Source organism: Sphingobacterium sp. UBA6317 (assembly GCF_002440385.1).
GTDB lineage: Bacteria > Bacteroidota > Bacteroidia > Sphingobacteriales > Sphingobacteriaceae > Sphingobacterium > Sphingobacterium multivorum.
Window position 1 is genome coordinate 23,861 of the sequence record NZ_DJTD01000045.1, and the last position, 14,311, is coordinate 38,171.

19 protein-coding genes are annotated in these 14,311 nt (G+C 39.0%); 18 read left to right on the forward strand and 1 reads right to left on the reverse strand.

What is annotated here, in order from left to right; genetic code table 11:
- Window positions 1-17: 17 nt before the first annotated feature.
- Complete coding sequence (locus B3E92_RS14665; protein WP_286897395.1) at window positions 18-1,205, forward strand: hypothetical protein; 1,188 nt, start codon at window positions 18-20, stop codon at window positions 1,203-1,205.
- Here the strand turns inward: B3E92_RS14665 and B3E92_RS14670 are convergent.
- The gene (locus tag B3E92_RS14670; RefSeq protein ID WP_286897396.1) at window positions 1,200-1,418 is read right to left on the reverse strand and encodes a hypothetical protein; all 219 of its coding nucleotides are present in this window, start codon (window positions 1,416-1,418) and stop codon (window positions 1,200-1,202) included. The genes B3E92_RS14665 and B3E92_RS14670 overlap by 6 nt on opposite strands.
- A gap of 290 nt (window positions 1,419-1,708) precedes the next feature.
- Here B3E92_RS14670 and B3E92_RS14675 point away from each other — a divergent pair, with 290 nt between their 5' ends.
- The 17 genes from B3E92_RS14675 to B3E92_RS14755 all read left to right on the forward strand — a co-directional run bounded on the left by B3E92_RS14675 (window position 1,709) and on the right by B3E92_RS14755 (window position 14,310).
- A complete protein-coding gene (locus tag B3E92_RS14675; protein ID WP_286897398.1) occupies window positions 1,709-1,981 on the forward strand; it encodes a hypothetical protein in 273 nt (90 codons plus the stop codon).
- 243 nt (window positions 1,982-2,224) lie between these two features.
- A complete protein-coding gene (locus B3E92_RS14680; RefSeq protein WP_286897400.1) occupies window positions 2,225-2,500 on the forward strand; it encodes a hypothetical protein in 276 nt (91 codons plus the stop codon).
- Between the two features lie 15 nt (window positions 2,501-2,515).
- Complete coding sequence (locus B3E92_RS14685; RefSeq protein WP_286897402.1) at window positions 2,516-3,379, forward strand: hypothetical protein; 864 nt, start codon at window positions 2,516-2,518, stop codon at window positions 3,377-3,379.
- 14 nt (window positions 3,380-3,393) lie between these two features.
- Window positions 3,394-4,329, forward strand: coding sequence for a toprim domain-containing protein (locus B3E92_RS14690; RefSeq protein ID WP_286897404.1), 936 nt, complete (start codon window positions 3,394-3,396; stop codon window positions 4,327-4,329).
- Between the two features lie 894 nt (window positions 4,330-5,223).
- On the forward strand, window positions 5,224-5,634 hold the full coding sequence (locus tag B3E92_RS14695) for a plasmid mobilization protein (RefSeq protein WP_286897406.1): 411 nt from the start codon (window positions 5,224-5,226) through the stop codon (window positions 5,632-5,634).
- Window positions 5,631-6,803 carry a relaxase/mobilization nuclease domain-containing protein gene (locus B3E92_RS14700; RefSeq protein ID WP_286897408.1) on the forward strand — a complete coding sequence of 391 codons (1,173 nt, stop codon included), beginning with the start codon at window positions 5,631-5,633 and terminating at the stop codon, window positions 6,801-6,803. Before B3E92_RS14695 ends, B3E92_RS14700 begins: the two co-directional genes overlap by 4 nt.
- A gap of 30 nt (window positions 6,804-6,833) precedes the next feature.
- Window positions 6,834-7,460 (forward strand): division plane positioning ATPase MipZ, encoded by a 627-nt coding sequence (locus tag B3E92_RS14705; protein WP_286897410.1) that lies wholly within the window; start codon window positions 6,834-6,836, stop codon window positions 7,458-7,460.
- Between the two features lie 5 nt (window positions 7,461-7,465).
- Window positions 7,466-7,795 (forward strand): hypothetical protein, encoded by a 330-nt coding sequence (locus tag B3E92_RS14710; protein WP_286897411.1) that lies wholly within the window; start codon window positions 7,466-7,468, stop codon window positions 7,793-7,795.
- Window positions 7,792-8,112 (forward strand): hypothetical protein, encoded by a 321-nt coding sequence (locus tag B3E92_RS14715; RefSeq protein ID WP_286897413.1) that lies wholly within the window; start codon window positions 7,792-7,794, stop codon window positions 8,110-8,112. The genes B3E92_RS14710 and B3E92_RS14715 overlap by 4 nt, the downstream gene beginning before the upstream one ends.
- 6 nt (window positions 8,113-8,118) lie before the next feature.
- On the forward strand, window positions 8,119-8,427 hold the full coding sequence (locus B3E92_RS14720) for a DUF4134 family protein (RefSeq protein ID WP_286897415.1): 309 nt from the start codon (window positions 8,119-8,121) through the stop codon (window positions 8,425-8,427).
- Between the two features lie 44 nt (window positions 8,428-8,471).
- The gene (locus B3E92_RS14725; RefSeq protein WP_286897417.1) at window positions 8,472-8,777 is read left to right on the forward strand and encodes a DUF4134 domain-containing protein; all 306 of its coding nucleotides are present in this window, start codon (window positions 8,472-8,474) and stop codon (window positions 8,775-8,777) included.
- Window positions 8,774-9,073 carry a DUF4133 domain-containing protein gene (locus B3E92_RS14730; RefSeq protein ID WP_088162661.1) on the forward strand — a complete coding sequence of 100 codons (300 nt, stop codon included), beginning with the start codon at window positions 8,774-8,776 and terminating at the stop codon, window positions 9,071-9,073. The genes B3E92_RS14725 and B3E92_RS14730 overlap by 4 nt, the downstream gene beginning before the upstream one ends.
- Window positions 9,057-11,543 carry a TraG family conjugative transposon ATPase gene (locus B3E92_RS14735; protein ID WP_286897419.1) on the forward strand — a complete coding sequence of 829 codons (2,487 nt, stop codon included), beginning with the start codon at window positions 9,057-9,059 and terminating at the stop codon, window positions 11,541-11,543. Before B3E92_RS14730 ends, B3E92_RS14735 begins: the two co-directional genes overlap by 17 nt.
- The gene (locus B3E92_RS14740; RefSeq protein WP_286897421.1) at window positions 11,536-12,198 is read left to right on the forward strand and encodes a hypothetical protein; all 663 of its coding nucleotides are present in this window, start codon (window positions 11,536-11,538) and stop codon (window positions 12,196-12,198) included. Before B3E92_RS14735 ends, B3E92_RS14740 begins: the two co-directional genes overlap by 8 nt.
- A gap of 4 nt (window positions 12,199-12,202) precedes the next feature.
- Window positions 12,203-12,859 carry a hypothetical protein gene (locus tag B3E92_RS14745; protein WP_286897423.1) on the forward strand — a complete coding sequence of 219 codons (657 nt, stop codon included), beginning with the start codon at window positions 12,203-12,205 and terminating at the stop codon, window positions 12,857-12,859.
- Entirely contained in the window at window positions 12,856-13,527 is a 672-nt protein-coding gene (locus B3E92_RS14750; RefSeq protein ID WP_286897425.1) for a hypothetical protein, read from the forward strand. The genes B3E92_RS14745 and B3E92_RS14750 overlap by 4 nt, the downstream gene beginning before the upstream one ends.
- Window positions 13,528-13,530: 3 nt before the next feature.
- On the forward strand, window positions 13,531-14,310 hold the full coding sequence (locus tag B3E92_RS14755; protein WP_286897426.1) for a hypothetical protein: 780 nt from the start codon (window positions 13,531-13,533) through the stop codon (window positions 14,308-14,310).
- The last annotated feature ends 1 nt before the right edge of the window (window position 14,311 follow it).

Here is a 14,311-nt window from a genome sequence, read left to right on the forward strand (position 1 = left end):
ATTTTAAACGAATTGTTTTGAATACGACAAGATATTCCAATTGGTCCACCAGTAAATGGTTATATAAAATTGAACAGGTATTTTGCCCTTTGGAGTATTCAAACCATTTATATACTTCTGTGACAGAGTTTTTAGAATTCCTAAAAGCAAATATGATTTATTTTCTGTCGAGTTTTACAGAAATAATGGGAGCGTCTGCAAAGAAAGCTAAGATCGCGCTATCTCAGCTTATTTTGACTAGTAATAAGATTTATAACCATTTGATTAATATTATAAAATCGAAAATACCAATCGAAAGAAGAAGTTCATTAAAAAGAATTTATCTGCAGATATTATCTGTTATAGAATCCTTATTAGATGATTGCGAAAGTCTGAATGAGAAATTACTTCGAAATCTACCTTTGACAAAATACTCTTCTTTTGTAGGCAAAGATTTGTTTAAGAAAAATCTTGATATTTTGAAATCAAGGATATATGGTTTTTCTATAAATAATGATCTAATCAAACTGGTATTAGCAGCGCTCCGAAACGTTATAGATAGGAAAGAAATTAAAAGGGGTGAACTAAAATATGCGCTGATGATTTTGGGAGAATTTTTGGATTTGGATGACCTTTCGACAGAAAAGATGGAAGATATTCTAATTCAATATGATTTTAATACTCCTAAGTTCTTTAATTATTGTGCAAAAAAATGCTTAAATGAAACGGTTGAAAATACGAGTCTACATAGTCAAATGGAAAACATAATAAGTTTGGAAGAGCGATTAAATATTATTCCACAGAAACGTTTTGTTCGACTTACTTTTGAAGATGAATCCATCCGGCAACAATTGAAAACTTTTTATAAAGAAAAGAAAGAGAGTCTGAAAGAAAGACTGGAATTAAGAAGGAATGAAATTTTGGATTCAAAATTATGGCAGGACAATGAGAAAGCGATGTTAAATCTTTCTGTTCCACAAATGGGGCTTTTTATCAGGCTGTTTATGGAACAGGGAATTATTCCTCGTGAAGATATTGGTAAAACCTTCAATTATTATGCAAAGCATTTTAGAACGCCACATACCAGTTTTATTTCGGCGGAAAGCTTGCAGAAAAAATCTTCAGATGTGGAATTTGCCACGGCGAAAAAAATGAAAAGTCAATTAATAGGCATGGTGAATTGGTTAAATGAACATTATAACACTTCAAATTTTAAAGACTCATAGATGTTTTTCCTCAAATTCATCCAATAGTCCATTTGCTTCTAATAAGGCAAGTAAGTTAAAATACCACAAATAAGTAAAGTACTCTTTTTTACGCAATTTTGGAAGATTGATTTTCATGATATCTTCTACAGTTATAATTCCCAAATTATATGACCGGTCTAAAAATTCACGATCAATAACCAATGTAGATAGGTCTGTTGTCTGCGTAGTCATAGTGCAAAAATTTTAAGAAGTATTAGCCGCAAATTGACCAATAGAAATCACCATGTTAAATATAAACATTCTTTAAATATTGCCATTGATTACCAGCTAAATTTTCCAAAAGTAGTGTTTTTTTTGCTGGAACTTAACAATTATTAAATAGCGATAAAACAACATTTACTGGCTCTGAACTAATTTTTATTGAAGGGGGTGAAAGGTTTCTTTTCACCCCCTTTCACTGTTTCCGTCTATCTCATTTTTCGTGCTTTGCAACCATTGGGACAATAAACCCATGGGAATTTATGAAAACAAGGGAACTGTTTTTTTTTATGAAGCAAGCAACCGAAAATGGTGCATCGAAAGCATTATTAGCAACTGCTGCAGCGCCTACATCTATCAACAAGACCCAGGCTTACCGCCTGTACGGTCGGTGTAACATTGATAGATGGATACTTGAAGGTATCCTACGCCCTATATCAGTTCAAACTTCCCAGATTTTGTTTGACCCTGCGGAGTTGGAATCTATCTCTAATTCCAATAACCGAATTACCTATCTGCAAGTAGCAGAAAGGTAATTAAGCGTGCCGTGAGGTAGGCGTTCTTGTTCTTTGACATTCGGGGATGAAGCATTATCCTTACTAAAAAGGAAATTATGCGAAGAAAAACATTTTCCAAAATTGTTTTTCGAGAACGCATAGGCAGGCAAATGGCCCGATCTGTACAGATTGACGTGAGTAGTCCCGACCAATTTAACACTTGACTTATTTAATACGGAATATCCATATATCCAAATTACTTGTCAAGCATTCCATTAACCAATGAATATTTTACTTACATCTCATCAACTCCAAATGCTTTTAGCTGATGCCTCAGAGCTTGGAGCACTTAAAGCTTTGGCAAAAGTTGGAAAAATTAAACCATATCTAAAAAAATCAGAAGCATTCAGACGATTCGGACGAAATAATGTAGAACAATGGATTGTCCAAGGATTAATTACTCCAAGGAAAGACGGTAACCATTCTGCTGCATGGCGTATCGACAGAATCGAAATTGAAATCCTATACAAGGCGAAATTAGCCATGAAGTTTTTATAAAAGACATATATAGTTATGAAATTAAATACAGTCGTATCAGATGGATTAAAATCAGGAGAAGAAATTATTTCCATCAAATCACTATTGAATCACTTGGGTTTTAGCCCAGTGGAATCAAATGAAAAAGAAAGTTTTTATTCAAATATTTTTATCTCTAACAGTTTAAAACCAAAAAGCTTTAAGTTGGACCATGCATTAGATGTATGGTTTGATAAATCAATAGGAAAAGGTGGTAATATAATTGATTTTGGAAAACTTTATTGGCCGAATTTGGAAGTTCATGCATTGCATGAAAAGCTAAGTTCATTTTCTGAAAAAAAGGAATTTCATTACATGTTTCCCGTGAATGAGAAACCAAGAAGGAAAAGAAGGCCAGTAAAATTGCCGCATTATCAGATTGAGCGCATCCGGCAATTAGGTATAACAAGTGAAGTCTCCGCGTTTCTTCAGGAAGCAGGCTTATGGGAAATAGCGGATTCAAATTTAGTAGAGGTGCATTATTACGTAAGGGATGAAAAAGGAAAAAGAAGAGATTTTTGTGCGGCGGGATGGCCTAATGAAAACGGTGGTTGGGAAGTTTACGCTAAAAACTTTAAATCCTGCATTGGTTCTAAAGGAATGAGTATTTTTCAAGCTTCAACTAGAAATATCACCATCTTTCAAGAGTTTACAGATTATCTGAAAAATAGGGATAAATTATATGCACTTTATTCGTCTATTTTAGTACTTAATTATCCGCAATTTCTTTCTGCGGCAATTAAAAGAGTGAGTAAGTATAAAAATATAACCTTCTATATTGATGAGAAAAGGGAAGGATATGAGGAAGCTAAACTGCAAATACAAAGTACCCTACAAAATTGTATCATTCAACCTCTTTAAATCAATTTGTTTAAATGTCAAATTACATTTTGCGTCAAGATCTCGAAGATCGATCAATTGTTGATTTTCTTGGAAGGTTAGGCTATTTTCCTGTCAAAAAATCTGGCAGGGAATTTTTTTATCACAGTATGCTAAGGGAAACAGGGAAAAATACTCCATCCTTAACTGTATGGGATGAAGGAGGAAAATGGATGGATCATGGTGGTTCTAATCAAACAGGAATTCAAGGGGGCGGAATAGTGCAATTGGCAAGAGCATACTGGCCGAATCATTCCTATTTCGAAGTTTTGCAAAAGATTCAATTTACCTTTGAACATTTTCAAAAAGCTAAAATCCCGCTTTTTGATTCTTTTAAGTCTACGAATAAGGAGATTGATAGTATCCTAGAATTTTCCCATAGTCAACAGCTCGGTAGAAATTATGTGCTTTCCAGTTACCTACAGAAACGTGGTGTGGAATCTGTTGCCTCGGGGTTGCTTAGGGAGGTTTATTATAAAAATAAAGCTTTTAACAATCCTTCTCAATTGTTTTATACACTTGGATGGAGGAATGAAAAAGGGCATTGGGAAATTTCAAGCCCTAAGGGTTTTAAAGCAAGTATCGGTAATAAAGATATTTCAATAATTCGTGGAGCGCCTGATCATCTAGTCTTGTTTGAAGGTTATTTCGATTTTTTAAGCTGGCTGAAATTTAAAAAAAAAGAAATTTCACCTACCATAATTGTTCTTAACTCAGTTTCTTTGGTAAATCGTGCTATTGAAGCCATGCGTGAATTTAATAAGATCGATCTTTATCTAGATAACGATGAAGTCGGAAAACATTGTACATCATTAATAAAAGAGTCTTATCCTTTTGCCAATGATCGGTCCAATATATATACTGGTTTTAAAGATTATAATGAAATGTTAATACACTTATTGAGAAACGGCTATAGTCGTATAAATAGATAGCTGTTTTTATATGCAAATATTTATATTTCTGTATATATGACTATCGGGATGTACAACCGGCTAGCTATTTGTTTTTCAAAATATATCGGATAGCGATTATTTAAATATTTGAATATATGTTCTATTCTTTCCCCCTTTATGTATCTAGACCATTATACGAACATAGAAATATAAAAATAGTAGTTAATCTTTATATCTGCATATTCCAATATTTGACAGGGTACCTCAGTGAATATAAATTTTGTCTGTCTAAATTAAATATTTGTATATCATAGGTTGCCCTAACGTCAATCTTTGTTTTAATTCTCGGCTTACTCCTGAAGAGCGCTAATACTTGATTCAATTCAAAGTTTTGAATGGATTTCGTAGTGATACTCCACTCAAATAGTTTTTTGTTTTGTTTTGAGCAAGTTGTGTTTTTGTACGTACAGATTTGCTGCTCAAATCATGTACCCACAAAAACGAACTTGCCCTGAAATAGATCTTCCCGCTGGGCTGATCCATATCAGGGAAGGAAAAATGTCGCAACTCCATTTTTCTATATCTAATCCCAACATCATGTTAAAAAACACGGCAGCCTATTTACGGGAATAGGTGGCTTTGATCTGGCTGCTTCCTGGATGGGATGGGAGAATGTTTTTTCCTGTGAAAAGAATCCATTAGGTGCTGCCCAGCAAAGACCAGTTTTAGGTACAAAATTCCCTTGAGGGAACATTGGCCTTGTGAGCCCCCGTTTTTTGGCGGAGTTAATGGGATTTCCAGTGAAATGGATGGAATCTCCTTTTCTGTCTGGCAGCAGCAAAGCTTGAGAGCCTACGAAACTGCCATAGTCCCCAGGTGGCCTATGAGATTTTTAAGGCGATAGAATCCGTAAGCACCTAAAACAACAACATTATGCGAAATAAGAAAGCTTCCAGAGCTGAATCAACCAAGGATAATAGGATCTATAGGTTCGAACTTCGGTTGACAAAAGCCGAAAAGGCACAGTTCCTTTCCCTTGAAAAGTCCACGGGTCTGAACCGGTCGGAGATTGTCCGAAATAAGGTTTTGTCCCATTCGTCCAAGATATTGGTCGATTCTAAAACCATACTCCAGATGCTCGACACGCTTGGTTCTGAGCTAGGAAGATCAGGGAATAATATCAATCAGCTGGCCCGGCATATCAATACGTTGAAACTGCAGGGCCGCCTGGAACCCGGTGAACTATCACGGTTTCCATCCCTGATTGCTGATTATATTAAATATCAGCGGCAGATTGAACAGGAATTCAGAAATCTAATGCGGTTGATCAAAGGGCAGCGATGATTGTTAAAATATTATCTTCTGCTAAAAGTTTTGGCGGTGTCCGTTATAATACGGACAAGATCCAGCAGGATAAAGGTGAACTTGTAAAAGCGGCAAATTTCGGTGCGCTTGGAGCCATGACCAGCTTACGCCCATCTGATTATATCAACTATCTGGAGCTACAGACCAGTGCGAGCAAAAAAATAAAGAACCCACAATTTCATGTTGCGATTTCATGTAAGGGCCGCAGCCATAGTAAAGAAGAACTAACAGAAATCGCTGAGAAGTGGTTAAAAGGAATGGGGTATGAAAACCAACCCTATTTGCTGATATTTCACAAGGATACTAAAAATAATCATATCCATATCGTCTCAACACGTGTCGGCAGGGACGGGAAAAAAATCAGCGATAGCTTTGAGAAACTTCGTTCCTATGAGGTCCTCAACCGGGTGATGGGAAACGACGAAAAAATCGAAGCTTCGAAATCTATACAAAATGCCCTTCAATACAGCTTTTCCACACGGGCACAGTTTATGATGATATTGGAAAATCAGGGTTACAGCATTACGCTTAATGCGGGAAATTATCAGGTTTCCAAATTCGGTAAAAATCTTGGTGAAGTACCCCTAGATGTTATTGACAATAAGATCGGACAGTTTCAGAAAGACCTTGATAGATTATCCCGGATTCGAGCAATTTTCCACCGCTATAAATTGGCGCATGATCCATCTGTGAGAACTTTGTATCAGGAAAACCCCGGTGGGGAAAGAACTTTTGATGTTGGTTACACATCCGATTTGGCAGAACTGTTCAAATCAAAATTTGGTATTCAGATCCATTTTCATGGAAAAGCCGGAAAACCTCCTTATGGATATACGGTAATTGACCATGCGTGCAGGTCCATATATAAGGGTGGTGACCTGATGCCACTTTCAGAATTTATCTCCGCAAATATTAGTGATAAAACGCTAAAACCTGTCAGGTCGGAAGATTCCGAGAGAGATGGTTTTACCTCGCCGGCTAATAAATCATTTAGCACTGAAAATTCAAATGTCCTCGATGACATACCGGAAAATGACAGTTTTCCTGTACCTGATTTTCAGATCGACATCCGGGATGACGTCGATGATGAGGCAATTCATGGAAGAAATCGGAGACGTAAAAGAAAATCCCGCACCAATACACGTTAGCAAAAACATTATTGACCAAACTCTAACATTATGCTTGTACTTATCGGAAACCAGAAGGGAGGATGCGGTAAAAGTACGCTTGCGCTTCTGCTCGCCAATTTTTTGGCAATAGAGAAACGTCAGCCCCTGACCATTCTTGATATGGATTATCAACAGTCCCTATTTGCGAAATCGCAAAAAGCTAAAATATTGGAAAATGACCCTTTTTATGAAATTGTTCCCGCCGCGCTTGAAAATTTTCCATTAATGAAGAAGAGACTTCTAAAATCTCCGAAGGACATCATTTTAATTGATCTTCCCGGAAAGATGGATGATGATGGCCTCGTTCCAATTTTCACTTCTGCCGACCTTTTTCTGTGCCCATTTGCGTATGACGAATTTTCAGTCGATTCAACGGTGCTCTTTTCAATGGTCGTCAAAAAACTGAACAGCCGGGCACAGGTTCTTTTTATCCCCAACAGGATCAAGACAAATGTAAAATACGAAACCAAAGAACAGGTCCAGAAGGTCCTACGAAATTTTGGAATAGTCCTTTCGGAGATTTCGGACAGGATAGATTTTCAACGGGTCTCTACCGTGCATACCCCCGAAACGATCCGTCCGGTATCTTATCCGTTGCTTTCCCATATCTATGACCATTTTCTTAAAAGTGACTAATGCCCATGAATATTAAAACGCTAGCGGATGAACTGAGGGAAACCATTAGGAAAGATAATAATGAAGGAACAGGCAAAACAGTCCCGAAAAAGAAATCTATCCAAAATAACACATTAGATCCTATCGTTGAGGAAATAAGGGTCCATAAACTGATCGGAAAAGAAAAGCTGCTGATCAGGCTCGACGATAAAACCATATTTCTTCTCAAACAGCTCAAGGTTACCCAAGGAATTGACATGAACAAGATCATTTCCTATTCCCTTCAATACTTCCTCCAAAAACATCCCCAAATTTCAAATCATATCAAAGAAACCCTAAAAAATCTCGAACTATGAACTGGATTCAATTTACACTCTATCTCTCCACCCTTTACCTTGGATACTACGGACTGAACCTCATGTATGATTTTTATCGCAATAATAAGCCGGGTAATGAACCTAAAAACGCAAGAAATGGTGAAATCTTATTTCCTGAATTTCATTCCTCCACGAAGGTGGACCTATCGGAGGAAGATATTCTGGACGACAGCTTCGAAAATGCAGGTGCAATCACAAGTGGCCCGATAGAAAGTTCTGGTGGCGTATCCATCAAAGAATTGTTCTCCCTTGCTCAAAATGACCTGATCGAATATACTAAAGCAATTGCTTATTAATCAATAATGAACAAAAAGAAAACGATATGGACGGCAATTGCCGTCTTTTTTTTTGTCCACAACCTAATCGCACAGCCGGGCCTGTCCGAATTCAGGCAGGTCAGCTCCGAGATCAGGGGCTGGTATTTTAATTTTTCCGACTTCGCCCTGGTTCTTGGGGCTATCTGTGGCCTGCTAGGTGGGGTTCGGATCTTCTACAACTGGCAGAGCGGAAAAGACCATCATATTGATGCCCAGGTCATGGCCTGGTTTCTCTCCTGCCTTTTTCTTTCCCTACTGAGTGCATCCCTAAAAGCACTCTATGGAATCAGCTAAAACGCCAATCTTTTTTCCATTCACTTTTTTAATTCCTATTTCTTATGAGAGTAAAAGCAAGCAAGTTACTTGTTTTATCCGCAATCTGCCTTTTTGCGGAACGTTCCTTCGCCCAAGGAGGAACAGTTGGTATTGACGCCGCCACATCGTCGTTAAATACCTATGTCGATCCCATATCGACATTGATACTGAGTATCGGGGCTGTCGTCGGGCTGATAGGGGGAATCAGGGTCTATATCAAATGGAACAGCGGAGACCAGGATATCTCGAAAGAACTGATGTCGTGGGGCGGTTCCTGTCTATTTCTCATTCTGGTCAGTGTGGTCATCAAGGCATTTTTCGGCGTATGATCCAGAAAAACTATCAATTTTATAAGGGGCTCCAAAAGCCCCTTATTTACAGGGGTTTTAAAGGGAAGTTTATCTATTACGCTGTCATATCCATCATGGGCGGCATGCTCTGCGGAGGTCTTATTGGCGCATTTACCAACATGATACTTGGCTGTCTGGGCATCCTCGTGTTCATGACTCTGGGAATGGTGTATACGATCAGTAAGCAGAAAAAGGGGCTATTCGACAAAACCCGTCACAACGGAATTATTATCCATCCTTCCAAAACACTGTTCAGAAATGAAAAAGCAAAGTAAGCATGCCTTTAATCTACCTTTTGCGGGCATTGATGAATTTATGGGTTTCCCGATCCTCTTTGGGGATAAGGGGGACTATTCAATTATCCTTGGTATTACCAATCCGGTCATCCAATTTGATGCCGATGAAACCAAGTATTCCGCCTATCACCATGCCCTCTCCAGTGTGGTCAAACTTTTTGGGGAAGGACATATAATCCAAAAGCAGGATGTATTTATCCGTAGAAAGTATCGACCAGTTCCATCGGAAGTGTTTTTGGAACAAAAATATCAGGAACATTTTAGCGGTCGGGAATTTACCGAAATCAGAAGCTACATCACCTTTACCAAACAGGTAAAGAAAGGCACATTCTATACTTTCGATGAGAAGATGCTCCATAAATTTATAAGGGATCTTGGTAAAGTAATTGAGGTATTAAGTGGTGCAGGTCTTCATCCAAGGGTTCTTGGAAAAACAGAAATCAATCGTCTTTATTACAGGATACTTTCATTTGATTTTGAGGGTACGGAAACTGTATTGGATAATTATCAGTGTCGGGACAATCAGATAAATCTGGGGAAAAGATCCATCAGATGCATTAGTCTCATAGATACGGATATTGTTGAATTGCCGGATACGATCAGTGCATATGCGATACGGAATGAAACAAACGGCTTGATGGATTTTCCCGTTGACAATTTATTTTTTCTGCACAGGGTGCCAGATTATAAGGTCATGATCTATAATCAGGTGATTGAAATTCCAGCTCAGCAGTTTACACTGAACAAACTGGAACTTAAAAGGAAAAGACATTCCAATATGCCCGATCCGGCCAATCAGCTCTATGTTGAAGATATTGATAATTTATTGGCCGATGTGGCAAAAGACAATCAGTTGCTCGTTAATACACACTTTTCGATTTTGATCGGCTGCGATTCTGAACTGCTGGAAAGGGCATCGAATTTTATTGAATCGTCCCTATTTCAGCAGGGGATTATTCCGAACAGAAATGCTTACAACCAGTTCGAATTATTCAGGTCTTCATTACCCGGTAATGCCGTGGAACTACAGGTTTATGACTGGTTTTTGACTCCGGTAGATGCGGCGCTCTGTTATTTCTTTAAGGAATCACTGCCCTGCGATGAAAAAACGGATTTTCTGATCCGGTTTACAGACCGACAGGGGATACCATTGGCATTTGATCCTGCTGACCTGAGTACAAACCGTATTTCCAACCGTTCGAAATTTGCGCTGGGGCCTAGCGGTACAGGAAAATCTTTCTTCATGAATGCGCTTCTGGAACAGTATTATAGGTATAACATGGATATTGTCATCGTCGATACCGGCGATTCCTATCAGGGCCTCTGTACTTTTCTAGGCGGAACTTACCTGACCTATACTGAGGAAAACCCGATATCCATGAATCCTTTTGCCCTGACTCAGGAAGAGTTTAACCTAGAGAAAAAGGATTTCTTAAAAACCTTGGTAGCGCTGCTCTGGAAGGGAGCCGGCGGAAAACTGTCTCAGGTAGAGGACACGCTTTTATCAAACGTTATATCCTCCTATTATTATGAATATTTTTACCTCGATCCCGGTCCGCAAAGCCCTGGGCGTCCTGACGAATTAAATTTCGACTCTTTTTATGTGTATTCCGTTGACAAGATCAAGGATATAATGGACGATGAATCCTTAAAGTTTGATCTGGATGAATACAGGTATGTATTGAAGAAATTCTTTACCGGACAGGAATTTGGTACCGTTCTCAATAAAAGTGCTGATTCCTCCCTATTTGAAGAGAGGTTTGTGGTGTTCGAAATCGACAATCTGAAGGAGAACAAGACCCTTTTTCCTATCGTTACGCTGGTTATTATGGATCTATTCCTACAGAAAATGAGGCATCGGACATTCCAACGTAAAGCCTTAGTGATCGAAGAAGCATGGAAGGCCATTGCAAGCCCCTTAATGGCTGGTTACATAGTTTACCTGTATAAAACGGTAAGAAAATTTTATGGTGAAATCGTGGTCGTTACGCAAGAACTAGGGGATATTTTAGGCAATCCAATAGTCAAGGACAGCATTCTGGCAAATTCGGATACAATATGTTTACTTGACCAGTCTAAATTTCAGTCCAATTATGATGAAATAGCAAAACTGCTATCCATTACCGATGTAGAAAGACGGAAGATCTTTACCATAAATAAATTACAGAATAAAGAAGACAGGTCTCGTTTTAAGGAAGTCTACATCCGAAGGGGGACGGTGGGCGAAGTATATGGCGTGGAAGTATCCTTATTTCAGTATCTCGCATTTACCACCGAAAAACCAGAAAAAAGTGCCGTAAAAATCTATGCGGACCATTTTGGAAATTATAAAGATGGCCTTACCGCATTCGTCAAAGATCTGGAATATTCTGGCAAAGCCCTGAACGATTTTGTTGGGGAAGTTAACAGAAAGGGAATTCAAACTTTAAATCTTATGGCCAATGAATAGACTAATTATGATTTTGCTGATCTTATTGCCAAGCTTGTCAGTGAAAGCACAGATCTATACCGATCCGGCAGTAGCAGCGGCAACGGGAGCGCATGCCTCGGTGATGAATAGGCAATTGGATCATGTCAACGATAACCTGACACTGATCCAGCGGGGCCAGCTTGCTGTTACCGGGCAGTTGCAGATCGTCAATGATCTACAGGATAAAATTTATAAAGGACTCTCCGAGGTCTCTTCTGTGGTCAGATCGCTGCTGAGCATAAAAGAGATTGCTGGAATTACCGTCGATATTATTGAGGATGTTGAAAAAGCAATGGTACTTGCAAAGGGGAATCCTGTGCTTTTACTTTTTGCCGAAGCCGGTGCAAGGGAATTTAAGAACAGGGCGACAAACCTTGCCACAGAGGTAGGGGCTTTTGTACTCAAAGATGGGAAGGATAATCTGATGGACTCTGGTGAACGGGCAAAATTACTCAACCGGATACAGACGGAAATGACCATTCTCAGAGGTGTAGCTTATGGAATGCACCGTAATATGTATTGGGCAAAACAACGGGGAGTTCTCAATTCCTTAAATCCCTATGCGAGGTTTATCAATATAGATAAACAGATAGCGGATGATGTAATCAGAAATTCTAGACTTGTAAAGAAATAATGCAATGAAATGGAGAATTATCTTTTGTTTCTGTATTCTTTGCTTATCCAAAACTGCAAGTTGCCAGCTGAATGTACAGCTTTTGCACCAGCTGGTAGACCACAGCAAGGATGAGTATGAACGGCAGAAAGGGGCACGTGACCGTCAGGGCGTGACCACGGCAAATGAGCAGGTAAATACTTCAGGCACGACAAAGCTCAAAAAGCGGTATCGGGAGATCCAGAACAGGTTCAGTATCCTGCATACGGCATTACAGGGACTGAGTATGGGAATTGAATCCAGACCGATCATTGAACGGATTATTGCCCATCAGGACAGAATAATAGGTATCGCATCTGACCATCCTGAATTTATTCCACTGGCCTTAAATAGCGAAAAGGAAATCGTAGATAGGTCAGTTCAATTGGGACGATATATTGCCGGCCTGTTTTTGACAATTGGCGAACTCAACCAGATGAAAGCCAGTGATCGCCGTTTGCTTTATGCGCATATACTGACTGAACTTCGACAGATAGAAGGAGTATCCAGGGCACTGGCATCTGCCCTTTATTACTCCACAAAGAAGAAAATACTGGATGGTCTAAATCCATTTAGCGAGTATATAAACACCGACAGAAGAATTGTAGAAAATATATTAAGACAATTAGAAAAGAAACCATGAAGTATTATCTCATAACACTGATTATTTTCTGTTTTGATTTTTTGTATGGGCAAAGTTATGTGACAATAATTTCAGATACCAAACATCTGGCAATCGTAAATGAAAACGGTGCGGTCAGGCTGGCCTCCGAATCGGCGCATAACAGTATGCTAAAGCAGATCAATCAAAATGTTGAAGACATCAATCTCAACCTGTCTTCCCTGGTAATCGTTCAGCAGGTGATCCATAGGTCTCTAACGGAGGTAAACAATGCTTTGAAGTCCAGTAGATCCGTGTTACAGGTTTCTTCTCTGATAGCTGAAATTATTAAACAGTCCAATAGCCTTATCGAGATTTCAAAAGAAGAACCCTGGCTGCTTTTAGTAGCGGAAGGAACAGCTAGGCAACTAAAAGAAAGGGGGATAAATCTTGCTACGGAAGTTTCTGATTTTGTTCTCAAGGAAGGCAAAAATGTCTTAATGGATTATGAAAAACGGGATTTTCTATTGCGGAAGATCATTATCGAACTAAAGGTGATGCGCGCGCTTCTTTTCAGTATGGAACGTTCGGTTTATTGGACAAAAATAAATGGATTATTAAAAACGGTGAATCCTTTTAAAAATTTTGTCAATAAGGACATCCAAAAAGCAAACGAGATATTAAGGAATTATGAAGCTGTAAAACATTGAATTATGTGGAGAATATTAACTGTTGTTATTTTACTGCTTGGATCTAAACCTGTCATTGGCCAGCGGATCAAGCGCCAAACAGATAAACATATTGTCAATCAGCAGGAGCGTATGGTACATAAACAATGGGACCGAAAGAAATTTACCCCGACTTCTGGCTTTCTTGGACTGAATTATCAGTATTGGCTCACCTGGGGCCTTCATCCCAATTATCCCAAGCTGGACAGGCGTCCCCTTTCAGGTTCCGGGCCCCAAACCGTGCGAATGGGGCTGGTGATGGCCATGCAGCAGACCAATGATTCCTATAAAAAGCAGTCCGATACCATCCGAAATACAGCTATAAAGGAACTCACCAACTATTCAGGGGTTGTGAGTGCCGCAGATCCACTTTGGATGCTATACTATAAACATGAGTTCGCCCCCCTAGAAAAGGATGAATCCCTAATCCTTCAAGGGCTCAGTTCAGAGGTAAAAGAATATCTGATAAATAAAGGTACTTATGAATGGTATACCAGTGAAAGATCGGGACTCATAGAACGTTTGGAAATCCTTAAAACAGCAGACCTTGAAAGAGGCAGCAGGATTATGGGCTATCATCGTCTATTGTCGGAATATAGAGTTCTTGAATCGGGATGGGAATCCAAGAAAAGCAATGCCCTGAAATTTCTATCCCTATCAAGTGACCTGTCTACCATTAAGGAGATAGATCCGGTCATGCCGTTCCCACATACTGGAAAATCTGATATAGAAATTGCGGACAAATTCCTAAATAAGAGCAGATGAT